This is a genomic window from Psychrobacter sp. UBA3483 (assembly GCF_002377905.1).
GTDB lineage: Bacteria > Pseudomonadota > Gammaproteobacteria > Pseudomonadales > Moraxellaceae > Psychrobacter.
In genome coordinates, this window is record NZ_DFQS01000038.1 from 24,192 (window position 1) to 43,516 (window position 19,325).

Consider the following 19,325-nt stretch of genomic DNA (forward strand, 5'->3'; position numbering starts at 1 on the left):
GAAGGGTTTTTGCTTTTATATCTATAAAAATATTATCCTTTAAAATAAAACTCATGGCTTAAAAACCATCATGTAACATTTGCTAAAGCGATAAAGTCACCGCACTAAACATCTTTATACTTGTCAGCCAGATATAGGCTGTGTCAGTATTAGCCTCTTTGAGACATTTTGAATTGATAATTGATAGCAGTAAGTTAGGAGTTGGTCGTTATGAGTGAATCAGCAGAGCAAGGTTCGGATAAAAGCTCGGATAAAAACAACAATAGAGACTACCGTTATTTGGTATTTATCGGACGTTTCCAGCCGTTTCACTGCGGACACAAAGCGGTGGTCGATGAAGCATTAAAACGTGCTGATAACGTCATTATGCTGATTGGTTCTGCCAACCTCCCGCGCAGCCTACGTAATCCATTTAGCGTCGATGAGCGCGCGACGATGATAAAGAACGCCTACTCGTCAGCAGAAGCGGCGCGTATCCACTGCGTCGCACTCGACGATGCGCTTTACAATGACACGCGTTGGCTACAATATGTGCAAGCGGGCGTCAAATCCGTCACCGGCGACTTGCAGTCTGATATTGGGCTGATTGGTCATTCAAAAGACAGCTCATCTTATTATTTATCCTTATTTCCAAATTGGGCGTCAGTTTCTGTGCCCAATTATCACAATTTATCCGCGACACCTATTCGCGACAGTTATTTAATGGGCGCCACGCCAACGCCTGAGCGCACCCCCGAATCAACCCGCAACGTCCTCAATGACTTCAAAAAGACTGATATTTATCAAAACCTGCATGAAGAAGCTGATTTCGTTGATAAATATAAAAGACAATGGGAGTCTGCGCCTTATCCACCAACCTTTATGACCGCTGATGCGCTTGTCGTACAATCAGGGCATATTTTATTGGTTGAACGCCGCAGTATGCCAGGACGCGGGCTGTGGGCATTACCGGGTGGATTTTTGAATCCAAAAGAAACCCTTTTTGATGCCTGTATCCGCGAGCTACGCGAGGAAACCCGTCTAAAAGTGCCTGAACCGGTACTACGTGGCTCTTGTCACAGCCAGCATACCTTTGACGACCCGTATCGCTCGGCGCGTGGGCGTACGATTACCCAAGCCTTTTATTTTCAGCTAAAAAATGACCCAAAAGGGTTGCCAAAAGTAAAAGGTGGCGACGATGCAGCTAAAGCGTTTTGGCTACCGCTTGCAGAGCTTGATGCCACCATGATGTTTGAAGACCATTATGCGATTATCGCTAAAATGGTTGGCTTATAGCTTGTTACCATTTACCTATATAATTTTTATTAACCATTTTTCACGCCAGCGCTGATAGACGGCAATGGCTCACCGCTGCAGCGGTTATTAAAAAACAGCTGCGGCATCTAAAAGCAGAGGAGTTCTGTGATGTATACCAGCAATTTAAACAATTTAATATTAAATAGCGACAGTTATAAGACCTCGCATTGGGTGCAATATCCAAGCGGTAGCGAGTATCTGTCAAGCTACATCGAAGCACGTAAAGGCGATTATGATGTGGTGTTTTTTGGTCTGCAAGCCTTTATCAAAGAATACTTAAGCACCCCAATCACCCATCAAGATATTGATGAAGCCGAAACGGTCATTCAAGCGCATGGCTTGACCTTTAACCGTGCCGGTTGGGAGCTGCTGGTCGATAAGCATGGCGGCTATCTGCCACTGCGTATCGAAGCCATTCCTGAAGGCAGCGTGGTTCCAGCATCCAATGTGGTCTGCCAAATTATCAATACTGACCCTGAGTTCTATTGGCTTCCAAGCTATCTCGAAACGGCATTACTGCGGGCGATTTGGTATCCCTCAACGGTTGCGAGCGTCTCACATTATTGCAAAGGCATCATACGTCAGGCACTAGAAAAATCTGCCGACAATACCGAATCGCTGATTTTCCGTTTGCATGATTTTGGTTCGCGCGGTGCGTCTAGTCAAGAATCTGTGGCGCTTGGCAGCCTTGCGCATTTGGTGAACTTTGCTGGTACTGATTCGATGACGGCGTTGGTTGCCGCCAGTCGTTGGTATCAGATGGATAAAGAGATGCCAGCCTTCTCTATTCCTGCTGCTGAGCACAGTACCATGACGGCGTGGGGCCTTGATGGAGAAACCGCCGCCTTTGCCAATATGATTGAGCAGTTTGGCGGCGCTGGTAAGAGTTTTTCGGTGGTATCTGACAGCTACGACTTATGGAATGCCATTGATAATATTTGGGGCGGTAGCCTAAAAGACGACGTCAAAAATATGGGCGGGACTTTAGTTATTCGACCTGACAGTGGCGATCCTGCAAAAGTGGTGCGCGAAGCCTTAGAACGCTTGGCGGTGAAGTTCGGTACAAGCATTAATAGTAAAGGTTATAAAGTGCTGCCTGATTATGTACGGGTCATCCAAGGCGATGGTATCAGCCCGCAAAGCTTAGGCAAAATCATCGATGTAGTCTTAAACGCAGGTTTTAGCGCCGACAACATCACCTTTGGCATGGGCGGCGGACTACTACAGCAAGTCAATCGCGATACCATGAGTTGGGCGATGAAAGCCAGTGCCATCTCTATCAATGGCGTATGGAAAGATATCTATAAGGACCCCGTCACTAGCCGCTCAAAACGCTCAAAGAAAGGGCGTTTGGCACTCATAAAAAATGGCAGCGGAACACTAAAAACTATTAAAGCGGATGATTTAAAGACAGCTGAAGATAACCTATTACGCGATGTATATATCGATGGTAAATTACTTATTGATGATAACCTTACTATGATTCGGGAGCGCGCAGGATGGTAGCTACTAAAAAAATGCAGAATAAGATAGCTTCGGTTGCAAGAGACGTGCTGCTCGCCCCTGTGTACCTGTATCAAGGACATAAAATCAAACGCGATACCGTGCGCCTGCCTGAACCAAATGGTGAGAGGCATGGTCGGGTTCAATTAAACAATGCAAATAGCAGCTCTGCCAATACCTCAAGAGATACACAGCAAACACTGAACCTGATGGTCGTTGGCGATTCAGCAGCGGCTGGCGTCGGTAGTCAGACCCAGCAAGAGGCGCTCGTTGGTCATTTGATACCTCGCTTGACCGAGCAGCCTGCTATCCAAAGCGCATTTGATACCTTAAACTGGTCGTTGCAAGCGACTACGGGGCATACCAGTTTTGATATTTTGCGCAGGCTTTATGTATTGCCTGTGCCAAGCCAACCTATCGATGTGATGGTGTTAAGTGTCGGCGTTAATGACACTACCTCCAACGTTTCTGTTCATCAATGGCAACAGCAGATTGAAAATATCATTGCTATTGCTCAGCGTAAATTTGGCGTGCGCGAGCTGATTTTTTTGAGCTTACCGCCGATGGCGCAAATGCCAGCAATTCCCGCGCCATTGAATAATTTCGTTGGTGCCAAAGCCTCTATCCTTGATAGCACCTTGCAGCAAATTTGTGCTACTCACGATCATGTTACCTATATGGCAACCGACTTTGCTCGTATGATAGAAGATCATTCTAACGGTACCCCAATCGATATCCGAGTGATGTTTGCCAGTGACGGTTTTCATCCGAGCAGTTTGATGTATGGCTATTGGGCGCAGCAAGTGGCAGAGCTAATCGTTGCCTTACTGGATTGTTCGGTTACTAAATCAAATGATTGAGCCTTGCAGAACTTAATATTAAAAGTTGCACAAAAAAACCGCTGAATGTTCAGCGGTTTTTTTATGGCTTAGCAAAAGACTGCTTAGCGAAATATCTTTATACCATAAGTATAAATTATTCAGCAGAATCAGCCGCTTTCTTGCTACGGCCACCAAACGCACCAAAGCGTTTGTTGAAGCTTGCAACACGACCTTCAGTAGACGTTTTGCGTTGTTCGCCAGTATAGAATGGATGCGACGCACTTGAAATATCAAGTGGGTAGTATGGGTATTCTTTACCTTCGTATTCACGAGTGGCTTTGGTGTTAACGGTTGAACGCGTTAGGAAAAACACGTCAGCGTTGGTGTCATGGAACAAAACTTCTTGGTAATTAGGATGGATATCTTTACGCATAATAAACTCTCTATGTCCGATGTATGGAAAGCATTTGGCTTAATAGCATCTTTGACTATCAAGCACACTCACATACGTAACTGAGGCACTAAGGACATCTTTCAGTCTGGCAATTACGTCACTGGCTTATTCCAGCACCCAACACCATACCGCTGCTCACTTAGCCTTTCCCCAGCGGGAAAATCAAACCGCGATTTTAACGGTTTTTGCTGCTCGATGCAAGCCGCTTCTACGATAAGACCACGCCATAAGCTCGACTTAACGCCATTATGCTGAGTCAAAAAATCGCATAAACAACCATAAAAAAGCAGTCACTCTAGCTGCCTTTTTTATGGAAAGCTTATTTTTTGAAAGCTTACTTTTGGAAAAATGGAAAGTTATTTGGTTTTTACGATATGCCAAACGCCAAGTTTGTTGTCACCATCTTTATCGCCAACCTTAGTATCATTAGCGTAAAAGTATAAAGGTTTACCATTCATTGCCCACTGATACTTGCCATCTTCACGTTTAAAGGCGGCGAACTGCCCTGACGCTTTGGCATTACTTGGTGCCAAAAACGCTGGCCAAGCGAGCAGACAGGCAGAGCCACATTCTGATTTATTCATAGCATCTTTATCAAAAGTATATAAGGTCATATGGTTGGTTGCATCGACCAACATGCCATTTTTACCGGCAACAGGCGCGGTATTCTTGGTGGTCGCTTGCACATCATGCATGCCCGAATCGTCCTTACCAAGCATGTTGTTAAACGTAGAACAACCGCTAAACGCTAACGCGCCAGAAATGACAGATAACATAAGTAGGTGTTTCATAGTAACGTCCTTGTTAATAGTGGAAAATTTTTTTAGATTGCTTCTTGTGGTCTGCAATTTTAAAGCTTAATACATAACGCTGCCTAAAGCTGACCTTAAGTGTTTTTAATATAGCACAGCCATAAAATCAGTTATTTCTCGCATCATATAAATTTACAAAAGCGCATAAAGATTACAAATTAAGTAGAATCTACTCTTTAATCTATAGAAAAACTTTTCTAATTTTGTGCTTTAGTCGGCCCTCTTCTCGCTATTCATTGACAAAACTTATGTATCTACTTACGTTTTTGCTATGCCAATACGCGTATTTTTTCGTAGAATAAGCCAGTAAAATTAAGAATTACTACACAATAGTAAATGTGCCTGTAAATGTGACTATAGCGGTTCAAAATGACTGTTGAACTTAGTGGTTGCTGTACGCATATCGGTAGTCCTATAAGAAAAAATAGACATGAGTATGCATAAAAGAAACGCCGTATTTACTATATAAGCTCGGCGGATATAAGAGCTTAGAAATCGAAATTTAAAAACTTAGATATTTAGCAACTCAGCAACTCAGCAACGAATTATTTCACAAAGACGCCGAGCCATTCCTACTGACTGATAATAGGAATGCGATTAAGGATATAACAACGACAATGACTCATTCTGTTACGAACAATCAAGCGCCTAGCACCAAACGGGTTGGTATTCTCGGTGGCGGTACAGCGGGTGCAACCATCGCGATTCGCCTTGCCGCATTAGGACTTGAAACTTATTTATTTGAAAAAAATACCTCGCTGATTGATGGTCCGCCGATGTGTCATTTGCATGCCGGTGGCAACCTATATCGTGAAATACCTGATGAAGATTGCGTTGCCCTACTCAAACAATGTATCGATATTCTGCGCCTTTATCCTTATACCATTGATGTACGTCCGACGGTATTTGCTGTGCCTACCCGCGATGAAGGCTTGCCTGAGGATTTATTACCACGCCTTGATATCTTGACTGACGCTTATCGTGAGCTTATCGCCGAAGATGCTAATAATAAAGTACTTGGCGAACCTGAAAACTACTATCAGCTCTACAGCCATGAGCAACTGATTGCTTTATCTGAGCGCGAGCAGGTCGCGGTGCCGAGTACGGTTGACGAATGGATGATACCAGTTGCTAAGTATTTGGATTTAAATAAGGTTAAATTTCCGCTGATTGTCGTACAAGAGTATGGCTGGAATATTTTCCGTTTGGCAGCTTCTGCACAAGTGGCTTTAGAAGGCTATGAGCACGCGCATGTCTTTACCGATACACAAGTGAAACAGGTCATGCCTGTGGATTGTGAAAACTGCTCAAATGCTGACCATCATGTGACCAGATGGCGCATTGATTATCAGCAAGCAGCGAGCTCTGATACTGATACTGAAGCTAAAACGGATTCTATCGAAGTTGATTACTTAATCAACGCTTGTGGTTTTCGTACCGGTATCATCGATGATATGGTCGGTGTCAAAGTCACGCGTATGGTCGAGTTTAAATCCTCTTATATTACTCATTGGGACGATACGGGCGGGCAAATACCAGAAATTATCGTTTACGGTGAGCGCGGCACCCCTGAAGGCATGGCGCAGTTAACGCCTTATCCTAATGGTTATTTTCAAATACATGGCATGAGTAAATTTATCACCTTATTTGATGATGGCTTGGTCGCCTCTAACAAAAATAGCGCCCAACCGAAATTGCCGTCGCAATACTTGCACTATATCGAAGACGGCTGGGATAAAGCGCCGCTGCAAGCGCGCAGCCAGCAAGCGATTGATTACGTGGCTGAATTTGTACCGACCTTTCATAGCGCGCGTACGGTTGGCAATGCGCTATACGGCGGCCAGCAAATACCTGGACAAGACGATACGCTGCGCGTTGCCGATGTCAGCTTATATGCCAATATTCGCTATGCGCGGGCAGAAAACGTCAAAGCCTCCTCGACGCTGATTGCTGCCGATCAAATCGTTGATGAATTGACGACGCTTGGTTTGGTTGATTTTGAGGCACCAGAAAACCGTCAGCGTTATGCGCATGAATGGACATATTTGGCACAGAATAATAGCGAAGCAATTGATAAAGTCGCGCGTCATTTAGCACAACAACGCGGCTTTCCAGTGGCAATGGCGAGCGTGAATCATGGTATTTGCGAGACGAATTAAAATGATTTAAATGTTAATAATGTCAAAGCAAAAAAGAGAGCAAAGCTTATCGTTAGCCTTGCTCTCTTTTTTATCGTCTTGCTAAAAAATATAGGCTGCTAATTACCCGCCATTTTCTCGGTATCAACGGCGTCATCTATCTTTACGACGGTCTTTAGCATATCAATCGCTTCGCTAATGGTATTACAAACGACCAAACGCTCAAGGTCTTGCTGCTTCATAAACCCTTGCTCGGCAGTATACTTTAAATGCTCAATCATACAGTCATAAAAACCATTGATATTCAGAATAATCATCGGTTTTTCATGCTGATATAGCTGACGCCAGGTGGCAATTTCCATGATTTCTTCTAGCGTCCCAAGCCCGCCCGGCAACGTAATGAAGGCATCAGCGTACTCTGCCATCACCGTTTTACGGGTGTGCATGGTATCGGTCAAATGCAGGCGCGTCAGCTGCTCATGGGCAATTTCATGCTTGAGCATAAAGGTTGGAATGACACCAACCGCTTGCGCGCCACCTTGGATAACTTCATCGGCGACTGCGCCCATCAGCCCGATGCTCGCACCGCCATAGACCAAACCCATGCCATTATCGGCAAGCGCACTACCAAGCTCGCGCGCTGCCTGCTCATAGACTTCATTATTGCCCAAACGCGAACCACAATAAACCGCCACCAGTGGCATGGTGAGCGCTGATTTATCCACTGCTTTTTCAATATTGGTAATATCTTGACTGGTAATGACTTCATAAGTGTCATTGTTGATTTTCATTTGCATATAGCTTCCTTAATTTTTATAACGATTTTTTCTTAAACACTTAAATACCTAGCTATTAATTAATAGACCATTGAATACTTAGCTATTAAAACACGTTTATTCCTGTATGTTGGTTTGTTGATGTGTGTTATTTGGTCAAAATAAATACTGAGGAAAATATTGCCGGAAAATAGCGCTCAAAATAAACTCGATGCCACTTGTTTATAGAGCCTGCCGATAGAAATTAGAAGTGATTTTCAGAACTTGGAAGTCATTTTCGCCTACCTTCCTCACTAAGATTTATTTTACCATAAGCAGTGTTGCTATACGGTCATCATGCGGTTATCACCCCATTAGGCTAAAAAGTAAGCAACCCATCACTGCTTAATGACTGCACGCTTAATACGTATGTTTAAACATAAGTGTTTAAACGCTCAGCGCCTAGCAAGCATTTTTATTTACCCAAAACACTGACTCATAAAAAAGCACTGACTGATAAAAACTCTTATTCATAAAAATGAAAAAACACAGTAAGGTTAAACCATGGAAAACCCGCACAATCAAACAGATATTTATGCCCTAAGCATCATGACTGAGCGCAATCGAGCATTGGCAGCGACCGTTTATCGTCCTAAAGATGAAATGAAAGCCACAGTCATGATCGCGCCAGCTACTGGTATCAAACGCCAGTTTTATCATAATTTTGCCACTTATTTAGCAGCAAGCGGCTTTGGGGTCATAACCTTTGATAATGAAGGTATCGGTGAATCGCTATCGTCTAATTTGGCGAAATGTGATGCTTCTTTAATCAGTTGGGGTCGCCATGACATGCCAGCCGTCCTTGATGCCTTACAAGACGAATTTGCCAACAGCACTTACCATGTAATTGGACATAGCGCCGGCGGTCAGCTGATAGGTTTGATGCCAAATTATAAGGCGCTTACTTCAGTATTTAATGTTGCTTGTTCATCAGGGCAAATTAAAAATATGGACATGCCTTATAAGCTCAAAGCGATGGGTTTTATGGACGCCTTTATTCCGCTCACCAACTTAACGCTAGGCTATACGCCAGCGGATAAAATCGGCATGGGTGAGCCACTACCACGTGGCGTCGCTCGTCAATGGCGCGAGTGGTGCAACGGCGCAGGCTATATTAAAACTGCTTTTGGTAAGAGTATTCATACCCATTTTTACGATGAGCTTGATATGCCAGCATTATGGCTCGGCTTTAGCGATGATGAGATTGCCAACAGCAAAAATATCGATGATATGATTCGCGTCTTTAGCAAAATGCCAGTCGAAAAACGCTATTTTGACCCCGAAGAATTTGGCTTAAATGGTATAGGTCATATGCGCTATTTTAGTAGCAAAACCAACGCTAAAGCCCCGCAGCTTTGGCAAATGGCGGTCGACTGGCTAGCCAAGCAGCCATAAGTTCTGTTTAGGGCAGCCGTTTAAGCGCAACTGTATTTAATCTTGGGTATTTTTTGCTGCCTGTTCTGCTTTAACACGCTTGCTTAAAGCAGAATACAGCGACGGCTGCATATTATGAATGTTACCCAGCATCCATTTTACATAGCTGATTGGCACGTCTTTAATCGGCATGCCTTTATGTTTGCCAAAAGGCATTTTACTCAGCGGATTGGCTTTATTGGCGATAGCGTGAGCCGCTGCAAAATCTGTCGGCGCAATCTCTAGGCGCTCACAGCAGGCCTGATACAGCAGATAACACATACGCGCATCACCGAGCGCATCATGAGCGGCAATCGTCATTCTGCTTGCTTCGCCTTTGCCTAGTAGCTGCTCGATGCATTTCGACTGACCATAAGCACTCCACTCTGGAAATGCCACGCGCGCCAGCCGCACCGTACATATCAGCTTGGCGGACGGACTACCAATCACCCGCCAATCAAAGCGCACATTATGGCCAATCAAATACTGTGGTAACTCAAACTGCTCAAGCTCAAAACGCTCAAGACCGGCGACATCGTCATCGGTAATACCATGGATTCTAATCACTACGGGTGATATCGAGCGCCCACTATTAAAGTATTTCATCCACTCAAATCCTGTCGCTACATTGATTGTCGCCACTTGAATAGGCCTAGGATCACGGCCTTGGTCGGTTTCGGTATCGATAATCAGCGCAGTATCGGTCATAAAGATTTGGCCATCATTATTTAAAAACAGGTAGCAATATAGGTTTTCTACATCGATCTAAAAAACAGGTGGATTTTAAAAGCAACGATGTATTTATGGGGATAAAAGCTAAATATAACAATGGTATACAAAGAATATCGACGACAGCTCTTATACTATCTATGAGCGTTAATTTTAAAAAAGAGATATCAATGCTAGCAGATGGCAATAATCCGCAGCCAAGCCCAAGTAAAAAGCCAACCCTTTTACGCCGTATACTAAACGTATTCATTAAGGCGGCGGTGTTACTGATGCTGTTATTTGTATTTGATAGGCTGTTACCCAGTATTAGTCAGCAGACTCAGACGTTTGTACTAGCAAAATGGCAACAGCTTAGTTTATTACAACAAGAATTACCGACAGAAAACAGTCTGCCCTCGCCATTACCAGAACAGCACCTAACCGATACATGGGGCGCTGCGCGTAGCCAAGGTCGCTCTCACGAAGGCATCGATATATTTACCACGCGAGGTACGCCGATTCAGGCAACGACGCAAGGTATCGTCAGTAAAGTTGGCGAAAATAGCTTAGGCGGTCGCGTGGTGGTTATCATTGGACCGGGCGGCGCCGGGCATTATTATGCCCATCTAGAGGATTATGCCGATATTAGACCGAACGACTGGGTCAATAGCGGCGATATCATTGGTTACGTCGGCGACAGTGGGAATGCCAAAGGCACGCCGCCGCACGTCCATTACGGGATTTATATCAATGGCAGCGCTGTCAACCCCTATCCTTTGCTACAAAAGCCTGAACGCTAGCTTTTAAATTTTTAGCCTTTAAAGCTTTAATTTCTAAAACGTTAAATCTCTAAACTTCTAATATAAAATTTAACGGTCCATCGTTGACGCTCGATACTTGCATATCAGCGCCAAACTGACCCGTCGCTACATTGGGATGTTGAGTTTTGGCATAATTTATCAGTTGCTCAAATAACAATTGCGCGGCATCGGGTGCCATTGCTCCGCCGAAGTCAGGACGGCGACCCTTATCGGTTTTTGCCATTAAGGTAAATTGTGAGACCAGTAATAAACCACCGCCTACTTGCTGAACATTTTTATCCAATTTACCAAACTTAGCAGGGTCATCATCATTATCAAAAATGCGATAAGTGAGAATTTTATCAATCATACGCTGCGCACTTTGCAAATTATCATCATGACCCAAGCCAATATAGGCCAATAGACCATGTTCAATCTCACCAACGCAGTGTGCATCGACAGTGACACTGGCGCGCTGCACCCTTTGTATCAGTGCTCTCATTTATAGCATTCCTTATTTATAAATAGCTTACCGTTTATGGTCATACAATCATACCCTGACCATGATAAAATACCGCCATTAACTTGCCTAATTAATTATTACATCAAACCCTATTTTGGTAGCCTCATTATGAATTTATTTGCCACCCTTCAACAATTTGTGCCGCAGCAGCAATTGAGTAAAGTCGCTGGACGTTTGGCCGCCAGCCGCCATCCTTATGTTAAGCGCACCTTTATCCGCAGCTTTGCCAAAGCTTACAATGTGAGCTTAGATGAATACGAGCGCCAAAGCTTTAACGCTTATGAAAGCTTTAATGACTTTTTTACCCGTGAGCTAAAAGACGACGCGCGTATCATTGATAGCCGTGCAAACGGTATTGTGAGTCCTGCTGATGGTGTTATCTCGCAGTTAGGGCAAATCCGCGACCATAAGTTGCTGCAAGCAAAAGGCCGTCATTATGATATTGGGCAACTACTCGCTGATAGCGAAGATGGCAGCTATTTTGCCGATGGCAGCTTTGCCACTGTGTACCTCGCGCCGAGTAACTATCACCGCGTGCACATGCCATTTGCTGGTACCTTGACCAAGACCCGTTATATACCGGGTACCCTATTTTCTGTCAATAATGTCACGGCGGCAAACGTGCCGGATTTATTTGCCCGTAATGAGCGTTTGGTCTGTTTATTTGACACAGAGTACGGCAAAGCGGCGGTGGTCATGGTTGGAGCGATGATTGTCGCTGGTATCGAAACCGTCGCGACGGGTAAAATCAGCCGCACTGAGGATATCCAAGAAATGGTACACAATATGAGCTTTGCCAAAGGCGATGAGCTTGGACGCTTTTATTTAGGCTCAACGGCGATTGTCGTTCTACCAAAAGGCGCAAAAGCCGATTGGCAAGACAGCTTACAAGCCAACAGTATGGTAAAAATGGGACAGTTATTGGGCGTTGCCCACGCTAAATAAGCCCTCTGTTTAACGATGAAAACATAAGCCCAATTAAGGATGAAAACATAAGCCCAATTAAGGATGAATCATCATGCTTAATTGGGCTTTTTAATGGGCTTTACAGCTCATTGCCCTAACTATAAATGCTTAAAAATAACGGGCTATTTATAAGCATTTAAATGGTAAATTATAGTTCTATTTACCTAAACATCAATCAACCACCCTTGCTTAGTCGCATAATCAATCTGTTTTGTTAGCCACTCATGGATACTCGGAAAACTGTCTTTAATAAAGCCATGCGCACCAGCCACTTGCGAGCGCGTGACATTAGCATCCACCCAAGTTTTTCCCTCAGTGTTTAAGTTAAGCAAAAACGGTAATAAACGATCAACCACCCTCAGCAACTGAGTTTCTTTACTATGACCCGTTTCCTGCTCTTCCCAAACCTCACTTAAATCAGCAATCCCATTACCTCGCTCGCTTTGCAAGCGCGCGATGCCGGCACGTTCTTCATTGTGCGCATCAACTCGCGTCTCAGCATATAAAAAAGTATCACCGGCATCAATCTCACCCAAATCATGTATCAATGCCAACTTGAGCAATTTTTCATGATTGACCTCAAGCTCAAACAATTCAGCGATTGACCAACATGCCATCGCCAAGTGCCAAGAATGCTCGGCGGAGTTTTCTAAGCGAGTTGTCCCCGTTACATAGCTGCGCCGATTGACACGTTTAAGGGCATCCAGCTCTAGCAAAAAGTGCGTGATGTCATCAATATCGATATTTGAGGCACGCGTTGGGTCGGGCAATGGTTTTTGCTTGGTTGCTAAGGTGGCATTTGAAGGCATGGCTTTCTCTAATTTAACAGGTAAATGGTTAGCGCTTTATCTCATTTTTACGCAAAGATGCTTATTATAATAGACTTTATATTAGGCTCATAAGAATATAGGTTTTTCTAAAACCATGGATAATGGCAAGCGACTTAATTTTTTTATTGTTTAAGACTCAACTAATGCTCATAATAAGTCGATAGGCAGGTTATAAAATAATAGATAATAACCTACACCAGACAAGGATATGTCGATGCCACCCACCACTGATGCTGCAACGCGTGCTAATTCATCAACCGCGACCTCAATAATTTCCCAGCAAAAACCGCCCAATAAGTGGCTTATTATCGCAGGTTTTTCTCTTTTACTGGGGGTCAATCAGTTTTTATGGCTGACCTTTGCAACCATTGTGATTAGCACCGAATCGCATTTTGGCGTTAATGAGTTTTTCGCCAATTTATTAACCTTGATGTTCCCTATTGTCTTTGTGCTGCTCGCGATTCATTCTGGCAAAGTGCTCGATAATATCGGCTATAAAAAAATCGTCAGCTTAGCGGCGCTGCTTATGCTGATAGGCTCAATCATACGCTGGTTGGGTGCCGATCATTATTGGCTAGTATTTGCAGGGCAATTACTGATCGCCATTGCTCAGCCGTATATCACCAATGCTATCAATCAAGTGACTTCTGACTGGTTTGATAAATCGCAAATTGCCACGGTAACGGGCGTCATTATGGGCGGGATGTTTTTGGCGACTGCTCTTGGTGCTTTTGCCCCTGCCCCATTAATAAAGGCATTTGGTTTCTCTGGCATGCTACTTATCAATGTTGTTATTACGGCGGTGGCAGTAGTAGGATTTTTGTTGGTCGTCGCTGAAAAACCCAAACAACAAGATAGCGCTATCTCACTGCATGAAATCGAATCGCTATTAAAAAACAAACGGCTATGGTTTATCTCATTAGCGGTGTTTATTGCGATGGGTTATTTTAATGGGCTAAGTAACTGGATTGCACCTATACTTGCACCGCGCGGTATTAATGAGGCGACGGCAGGTATCATTACCGCCATGCTAATCGTCGGCGGTATTTTAGGCGCACTACTGATTCCGCTACTATCAGATTACCTGCAAAAACGGCGCATTTTTTTAATATTGGCAACGCTAATTGGTGCGAGCGCCACCTATCCTTTACTCTATTTAACCACAGGAATGACGACTTTACTGCTGAGCTTTATATTAGGATTTTTCTTATTGGCAGGTTATCCATTACTGATTGCCGCCGCTGAAGATACCGTACACGCCTCACAAGCGGCTAAAGCAGTTGCTATGCTAATGATGATGGGCAATCTCGGTGGCGTTATGATGGTGTTGCTGATGCAGGGTGTGAAAGGACTGACAGGCAGTTGGACGCCGACTGGTTGGGTACTGATTATTGCCGTTGCTTTGGCCACTTTTCTAGTCTTAAAAATAAAGGACAAACCAGTCATTAAAGCTACTGTTAAACCAACTTCAGATGTTGTTTAAAAGCGAAAAAGTGAGTATTGAAAAAAGATAGTGCCTAAACTTTAAGCGCTATCTTTTTTATTCATGGTTTAAAATCGTTGCAAGAAGAAGTAAGCTACTTAATCAAATTACTAATGGTCTTAAAAGCAGGGTCTTTACTACTGCGGCATAATTCAAAAAGAATGGATTCTACCGTGCTAATGACCCCACCAGCGCGGCGAATACGGCGAATCGCTTGCTTTTTATCATAAGGAAAGCGCGAGCCGACTGCATCGCCAATGATAACCGGCTGCATGCCATTATCGAGTAAATCAAGCGCCGTTTGCATGACACAGACATGCGCCTCTACCCCAAACAATAAAACGATACTACGATTCTGCTGCGCTAGATAATGCCACGAATCATCATTATCGCAGGCGCTAAACGTCACTTTTTCAAAACTTTTAGCGTTATCGCCTTCTAATACTTCGCGTATTTCAGGCAAGGTCTCGCCGAGTCCCTTTTTATACTGTTCATTGAGCATGATAGGAATGTCAAGCGCTTGCAAACCTTTGATGAGAGTGACGGTTTTTTTGACGATATTTTCGTGGTCATAGATATGCGGCGTCAAGCGTTCTTGGATGTCGATAATCATTGCTTGGGTATTTTCGCGGGCGATACGATAAGTGCGATCGGTAATCATGGTAGACATAGTACACTCCTTGTACGACTGACATTGATAACTAAATAATGGTAGTGGCTCATCTGTTTTCTGAATGAGAGTTGCTCAAATAGGTTAGCTAACTTTATTGTTATTTAGTCATAGATTTGTGAGGGCGTCAATCGACATCCTCTTTATTAACAACTTCTGCACACGTTATAAAAATAAGCTAATAATGCAATTTTTAGTATTCACCATAAAAAAGACCCCAATCACGACAATTAGGGTCTCTAGTAAAAATAATAAGATTAAAATCGCTCGTTAAAAAGCTTACACACGCTCAATCACAGTCGCGATACCTTGGCCTAGGCCGATACACATGGTCGCAAGGCCAATCTCTGTATCCATCTGCTCCATAGCGTTTAGCAAAGTAACTGTGATACGAGCACCTGAACAGCCAAGCGGATGACCTAGGGCAATCGCGCCACCATTGACGTTGATAATGTCTTGCTTGTCGGTCAAGTTCAAGGCTTTCAGTACCGATAGTGCTTGAGCTGCAAACGCTTCGTTAAGCTCGATGGTTTGCATATCATCGATGCTCATGCCAGCGCGTTTTAGGGCTTTTTGGGTCGCAGGAACTGGACCATAACCCATGATAGCCGCATCACAACCAGCAACTGCCATGCTGCGAATACGCGCACGGGGTTTTAGACCCAAATCTTTGGCTTTTTGCGCGCTCATGACGAGCATCGCTGACGCACCGTCAGATAGAGCTGATGAAGTTGCCGCAGTGACTGTACCGCCTTTTGGATCAAAGGCTGGACGTAGCTTTTGCATTTGCTCCATCGTAGCGTCTGGGCGAATCACCTCATCGACAGTACATAGTTGCAAACGACCGGCAGCATCATGACCTTCGATACCGATGATTTCATTGTCAAAACGACCTTCAGTGGTGGCAGCCCATGCACGGCGATGCGACTCAAGACCAAAGGCGTCTTGATCTTCGCGGGTGACGTTATTCATACGGCCCAGCATTTCAGCGGTCAAGCCCATCATGTTTGACGCTTTTGCATAATGTTTTGAAGCTTCAGGATTTAAGTCAACGCCATGCATCATGCCAACGTGACCCATATGCTCAACACCACCGATGATGAAAACCTCACCTTGGTTGGTCATAATTTGTGCAGCAGCTGTGTGTAGCGCCTGCATAGATGAGCCGCATAGACGGTTCACGGTTTGGCCGCCAGCAGTCTTTGGAATATCAGCTAGCAAGCCGATGTTACGACCGATGTTCAAGCCTTGCTCTAGGGTCTGATTGACACAACCCCAGATGATGTCTTCGACGTCACGTGGGTCAAAGTCATTACGCTCAACCAATGCACGAACCAATTCAGCAGACATGCTATCAGCGCGGACATGACGGAACATACCGTTTTTGGTTTTACCCATTGCTGAGCGTACGCCATCTACGATGACCACGTCTTTTGGACTTAAAATTGTCATACTATCTTCCTTTTCAATTTTTATTGTCAGTGGCAGTACCGTAATGCTCGCCTATCTAATTTAGAAGGTTAGTGATAATAAATAAATAAATTACCAGTAATCTTATCGAGCATGTGTACTGCACTTCATCCTAGTAACGACTGCCTATTACGCTGTGGCGTAAAAGGTCTCGCCTGCTGCTGCCATATCGCGAATCTTTTGCGGCGCTTCATAAGCTTTGCCAAGGTATGCGTATTTTTCACACAGTGCCAAGTAGTTATCTAGACCCATTTGGTCGATATAACGACAAGGACCACCGCGGAATGGCGGGAAGCCAACGCCCATAATCATCGCCATATCCGCTTCTGATGGCGTGCTGACGATGTTGTCTTCTAGGCAGCGTACAGTCTCATTACAGAACGCCAGCATAGTGCGGTCGATGATAGTTTGATCATCAAAGGTTTGCTTATCGCTATCCGTTGTGGTTTTTAGTAGCTCATAAGTCGCTTCATCCGCCACTTTTTTAGGCTTGCCGCGCTTGTCCATCTCATATTTATAGAAACCAACGCCGTTTTTCTGACCTAAACGTTTGTTTTCATATAGATGCTCGATAGCACCTTTATAATCAGGCTTCATGCGATCAGGGAAACCTTCTGCCATCACTTCTGCGCCGTGTACGCCCGTATCTAAACCAACCACGTCGATTAGATAAGCAGGACCCATTGGCCAGCCGAATTTTTCCATGACTTTATCGACATGAGCAAAGTCAGCGCCTTGCTTAAGTAGCAAGTCAAAGGCACCAAAATATGGGAATAACACACGGTTTACTAAGAATCCTGGGCAGTCATTGACCACAACTGGCACTTTACCCATTTTAGACGCTAGCGCAACCGTAGTCGCAATCGCTTCTTCTGATGATTTCTCACCGCGGATCACTTCAACGAGTGGCATACGGTGTACTGGGTTAAAGAAATGCATGCCGACGAAGTTCTCCGGACGCGCAAGTGCTTCTGCTAGGAACGTAATAGAAATCGTCGAGGTGTTTGACGCTAGGATACAATCGTCTTTAACCAAGCCTTCAACTTCTTTAAGTACCGCACGCTTGACGTTTGGATTTTCTACGACTGCTTCGATAACGATATCAGTCTCTGCAAAATCACCATAATTCAAAGTTGGACGGATACGGCTTAGCGTTTCGCCCATTTTTGCTGGGGTCATCTTTTTGCGTTCGACCATTTTGCCAAGTAGCTTGCTGGCTTCGCCCATACCAAGGTCTAATTGCTCAGACTTGATATCTTTCATGATGATTGGCAAGCCTTTGCTAGCTGCCTGATAGGCGATACCGCCGCCCATGATACCGGCGCCTAGTACGGCCGCTTCAGTAATTTCATGTGCTTTTTTGCTGTGCTGCTTGGCAAGTTTTTTCACCAATTGATCGTTTAAGAACAGACCGACCAAGCTTTCTGCTTGTGGAGTTTTCGCCGCTTTGGCAAAACCAGCCGCTTCGACTTCGATTGCTTTATCACGTGGCAGATTGACATGTTTTTCAATGGTTTCGATAGCGATTGCTGGCGCTGGGTACTGCTTAGGATTGGCTTTGGCAAAGATCATGCCTTTGGCACTGTTAAACGCCATCGCTTGCTCAAGCTGGTTTAGCTTTACAGGCGCAAGCTTCTCTTCACGCTTTGCTTGCCAATCGAGCTCACCTGAGATACATTTTTTGACCAAATCAATAGCGGCATCTTGCAAATCATCGGCAGGAACCGTTGCGTCAACTAAGCCTAATTTTAGCGCATCAAGTGGTTTTTTCGGCGTCCCAGTGGCAATTAGCTCAAGGGCATTGTCGATACCAATCACACGCGTACTACGCACCGTACCACCAAAACCTGGGAAGATACCGAGTTGGGTTTCTGGTAGACCGATGATGGCTTTGTCGCTCATGACACGGTATTCACAAACCAAGGTCATCTCACAACCACCGCCAAGCGCGGCGCCATTGATGGCCGCTACTTTTGGAAATGGCAGGTCTTCAAAACGGTTGAAAGCGTCATTGATATTGACGACCCAATCTTTAATTTCGTTTTCTGGATTCTTAAATGAACCGACGAATTCTGTGATGTCCGCACCAGCGATAAACACGCCTTTGCTTGAGGTGACGATTAAGCCTTTCACGTCATCCGCTTTTTCTAGCGCTGTCACAACTTCAGCAAATTGCTTATTGGTTTCAGCATCAAACTTGTTCACGCTCTCATTTTCGGCGTTGTATTGCATGTTGGCGATGCCATCCTCTAGCATTGTCACCGTAATGCGATTTCCTTGGTATACCATTTGAAACTCCTTGCTATATAACGAAAGCTACGTTTTAAAATTAAAAGCTTTAAAATTAAAGGTCATAGCCAGTTATTGTTAGAAAAACGAGTAATAACACTGCCAATATACTGTCTTACAAAGTCAGTATAAAGTGAGCAGTGAAGATGTCTTTATTATCCAGCGCTCATGTTTGTATTCATCTTCTTGCAACGCTATCAAGCATGAGCAGATATGAATACGGCGCTTCATTTATATACGTTTGTTACCGGTACTGATATTATAAATACTGACTGAGCATTGAGATGACAGGTCACTTAAATCAGATCAAAAATCCACTTTTTAAGCGCCAGAC

The 19,325-nt window shown here is 44.3% G+C and carries 18 protein-coding genes; 8 read left to right on the forward strand and 10 right to left on the reverse strand.

The window, feature by feature from the left end; genetic code table 11:
- Positions 1–210: 210 nt before the first annotated feature.
- The 3 genes from B2866_RS06495 (at position 211) to B2866_RS06505 (ending at position 3,659) form a co-directional block, all read left to right on the forward strand.
- On the forward strand, positions 211–1,275 hold the full coding sequence (locus tag B2866_RS06495; protein ID WP_296191795.1) for a bifunctional nicotinamide-nucleotide adenylyltransferase/Nudix hydroxylase: 1,065 nt from the start codon (positions 211–213) through the stop codon (positions 1,273–1,275).
- 129 nt (positions 1,276–1,404) lie between these two features.
- The gene (locus B2866_RS06500; RefSeq protein WP_296191798.1) at positions 1,405–2,802 is read left to right on the forward strand and encodes a nicotinate phosphoribosyltransferase; all 1,398 of its coding nucleotides are present in this window, start codon (positions 1,405–1,407) and stop codon (positions 2,800–2,802) included.
- Entirely contained in the window at positions 2,796–3,659 is an 864-nt protein-coding gene (locus tag B2866_RS06505) for an SGNH/GDSL hydrolase family protein (RefSeq protein WP_296191800.1), read from the forward strand. The genes B2866_RS06500 and B2866_RS06505 overlap by 7 nt, the downstream gene beginning before the upstream one ends.
- 115 nt (positions 3,660–3,774) lie before the next feature.
- Here B2866_RS06505 and B2866_RS06510 read toward each other — a convergent pair whose 3' ends face one another.
- The 3 genes from B2866_RS06510 to B2866_RS06520 all read right to left on the reverse strand — a co-directional run bounded on the left by B2866_RS06510 (position 3,775) and on the right by B2866_RS06520 (position 4,865).
- Positions 3,775–4,053, reverse strand: a complete 279-nt coding sequence (locus B2866_RS06510; RefSeq protein WP_068405148.1) for a type B 50S ribosomal protein L31 — start codon at positions 4,051–4,053, stop codon at positions 3,775–3,777.
- A gap of 113 nt (positions 4,054–4,166) precedes the next feature.
- The gene (locus tag B2866_RS06515; protein ID WP_296191802.1) at positions 4,167–4,334 is read right to left on the reverse strand and encodes a hypothetical protein; all 168 of its coding nucleotides are present in this window, start codon (positions 4,332–4,334) and stop codon (positions 4,167–4,169) included.
- A 96-nt stretch (positions 4,335–4,430) separates the two neighbouring features.
- Positions 4,431–4,865: a hypothetical protein gene (locus B2866_RS06520; protein ID WP_296191804.1), complete on the reverse strand. Its 435-nt coding sequence runs from the start codon at positions 4,863–4,865 to the stop codon at positions 4,431–4,433.
- Between the two features lie 638 nt (positions 4,866–5,503).
- Between B2866_RS06520 and B2866_RS06525 the strand changes: the two genes are divergently transcribed.
- Positions 5,504–7,045, forward strand: coding sequence for an FAD-dependent oxidoreductase (locus B2866_RS06525; RefSeq protein ID WP_296191806.1), 1,542 nt, complete (start codon positions 5,504–5,506; stop codon positions 7,043–7,045).
- A 98-nt stretch (positions 7,046–7,143) separates the two neighbouring features.
- Here B2866_RS06525 and B2866_RS06530 read toward each other — a convergent pair whose 3' ends face one another.
- A complete protein-coding gene (locus B2866_RS06530) occupies positions 7,144–7,821 on the reverse strand; it encodes a TIGR00730 family Rossman fold protein (protein ID WP_296191808.1) in 678 nt (225 codons plus the stop codon).
- A gap of 522 nt (positions 7,822–8,343) precedes the next feature.
- Here B2866_RS06530 and B2866_RS06535 point away from each other — a divergent pair.
- Positions 8,344–9,234: an alpha/beta fold hydrolase gene (locus tag B2866_RS06535; protein ID WP_296191809.1), complete on the forward strand. Its 891-nt coding sequence runs from the start codon at positions 8,344–8,346 to the stop codon at positions 9,232–9,234.
- A 36-nt stretch (positions 9,235–9,270) separates the two neighbouring features.
- Here B2866_RS06535 and B2866_RS06540 read toward each other — a convergent pair whose 3' ends face one another.
- Positions 9,271–9,960 carry a putative quorum-sensing-regulated virulence factor gene (locus B2866_RS06540; RefSeq protein WP_296191813.1) on the reverse strand — a complete coding sequence of 230 codons (690 nt, stop codon included), beginning with the start codon at positions 9,958–9,960 and terminating at the stop codon, positions 9,271–9,273.
- A gap of 191 nt (positions 9,961–10,151) precedes the next feature.
- Here B2866_RS06540 and B2866_RS06545 point away from each other — a divergent pair, with 191 nt between their 5' ends.
- On the forward strand, positions 10,152–10,760 hold the full coding sequence (locus tag B2866_RS06545; RefSeq protein ID WP_296191814.1) for a M23 family metallopeptidase: 609 nt from the start codon (positions 10,152–10,154) through the stop codon (positions 10,758–10,760).
- A gap of 49 nt (positions 10,761–10,809) precedes the next feature.
- On the opposite strand, the gene dtd is transcribed toward B2866_RS06545, so the two are convergent.
- Positions 10,810–11,262 carry a D-aminoacyl-tRNA deacylase gene (gene dtd, locus B2866_RS06550; protein WP_296191817.1) on the reverse strand — a complete coding sequence of 151 codons (453 nt, stop codon included), beginning with the start codon at positions 11,260–11,262 and terminating at the stop codon, positions 10,810–10,812.
- Positions 11,263–11,391: 129 nt separating this feature from the next.
- Between dtd and asd the strand changes: the two genes are divergently transcribed.
- Positions 11,392–12,228: an archaetidylserine decarboxylase gene (gene asd, locus B2866_RS06555; RefSeq protein ID WP_296191820.1), complete on the forward strand. Its 837-nt coding sequence runs from the start codon at positions 11,392–11,394 to the stop codon at positions 12,226–12,228.
- Between the two features lie 185 nt (positions 12,229–12,413).
- Here the strand turns inward: asd and B2866_RS06560 are convergent, their stop codons facing one another.
- Positions 12,414–13,058: an HD domain-containing protein gene (locus B2866_RS06560; RefSeq protein ID WP_296191822.1), complete on the reverse strand. Its 645-nt coding sequence runs from the start codon at positions 13,056–13,058 to the stop codon at positions 12,414–12,416.
- A 235-nt stretch (positions 13,059–13,293) separates the two neighbouring features.
- On the opposite strand from B2866_RS06560, the gene B2866_RS06565 reads away from it, so the two are divergent.
- Complete coding sequence (locus B2866_RS06565; protein ID WP_296191823.1) at positions 13,294–14,562, forward strand: CynX/NimT family MFS transporter; 1,269 nt, start codon at positions 13,294–13,296, stop codon at positions 14,560–14,562.
- 94 nt (positions 14,563–14,656) lie between these two features.
- On the opposite strand, the gene B2866_RS06570 is transcribed toward B2866_RS06565, so the two are convergent.
- The 3 genes from B2866_RS06570 to fadB form a co-directional block, all read right to left on the reverse strand.
- A complete protein-coding gene (locus B2866_RS06570; protein WP_296191826.1) occupies positions 14,657–15,232 on the reverse strand; it encodes an isochorismatase family protein in 576 nt (191 codons plus the stop codon).
- A 279-nt stretch (positions 15,233–15,511) separates the two neighbouring features.
- Positions 15,512–16,684 carry an acetyl-CoA C-acyltransferase FadA gene (fadA, locus tag B2866_RS06575; RefSeq protein ID WP_296191827.1) on the reverse strand — a complete coding sequence of 391 codons (1,173 nt, stop codon included), beginning with the start codon at positions 16,682–16,684 and terminating at the stop codon, positions 15,512–15,514.
- Between the two features lie 147 nt (positions 16,685–16,831).
- Positions 16,832–18,991, reverse strand: a complete 2,160-nt coding sequence (gene fadB / locus B2866_RS06580) for a fatty acid oxidation complex subunit alpha FadB (RefSeq protein ID WP_296191829.1) — start codon at positions 18,989–18,991, stop codon at positions 16,832–16,834.
- Positions 18,992–19,325: the final 334 nt, after the last annotated feature.

Bases quoted from the DNA above. Each gene is read 5' to 3' on its own strand.
- fadB (WP_296191829.1), bottom strand. From the start codon at position 18,991: ATGGTATACCAAGGAAATCGCATTACGGTGACAATGCTAGAGGATGGC.
- B2866_RS06525 (WP_296191806.1), top strand. From the start codon at position 5,504: ATGACTCATTCTGTTACGAACAATCAAGCGCCTAGCACCAAACGGGTT.
- fadA (WP_296191827.1), bottom strand. From the start codon at position 16,684: ATGACAATTTTAAGTCCAAAAGACGTGGTCATCGTAGATGGCGTACGC.
- B2866_RS06565 (WP_296191823.1), top strand. From the start codon at position 13,294: ATGCCACCCACCACTGATGCTGCAACGCGTGCTAATTCATCAACCGCG.
- B2866_RS06495 (WP_296191795.1), top strand. From the start codon at position 211: ATGAGTGAATCAGCAGAGCAAGGTTCGGATAAAAGCTCGGATAAAAAC.
- B2866_RS06535 (WP_296191809.1), top strand. From the start codon at position 8,344: ATGGAAAACCCGCACAATCAAACAGATATTTATGCCCTAAGCATCATG.
- dtd (WP_296191817.1), bottom strand. From the start codon at position 11,262: ATGAGAGCACTGATACAAAGGGTGCAGCGCGCCAGTGTCACTGTCGAT.
- B2866_RS06530 (WP_296191808.1), bottom strand. From the start codon at position 7,821: ATGCAAATGAAAATCAACAATGACACTTATGAAGTCATTACCAGTCAA.
- B2866_RS06540 (WP_296191813.1), bottom strand. From the start codon at position 9,960: ATGACCGATACTGCGCTGATTATCGATACCGAAACCGACCAAGGCCGT.
- B2866_RS06520 (WP_296191804.1), bottom strand. From the start codon at position 4,865: ATGAAACACCTACTTATGTTATCTGTCATTTCTGGCGCGTTAGCGTTT.
- B2866_RS06500 (WP_296191798.1), top strand. From the start codon at position 1,405: ATGTATACCAGCAATTTAAACAATTTAATATTAAATAGCGACAGTTAT.
- B2866_RS06505 (WP_296191800.1), top strand. From the start codon at position 2,796: ATGGTAGCTACTAAAAAAATGCAGAATAAGATAGCTTCGGTTGCAAGA.
- asd (WP_296191820.1), top strand. From the start codon at position 11,392: ATGAATTTATTTGCCACCCTTCAACAATTTGTGCCGCAGCAGCAATTG.
- B2866_RS06570 (WP_296191826.1), bottom strand. From the start codon at position 15,232: ATGTCTACCATGATTACCGATCGCACTTATCGTATCGCCCGCGAAAAT.
- B2866_RS06510 (WP_068405148.1), bottom strand. From the start codon at position 4,053: ATGCGTAAAGATATCCATCCTAATTACCAAGAAGTTTTGTTCCATGAC.
- B2866_RS06545 (WP_296191814.1), top strand. From the start codon at position 10,152: ATGCTAGCAGATGGCAATAATCCGCAGCCAAGCCCAAGTAAAAAGCCA.
- B2866_RS06560 (WP_296191822.1), bottom strand. From the start codon at position 13,058: ATGCCTTCAAATGCCACCTTAGCAACCAAGCAAAAACCATTGCCCGAC.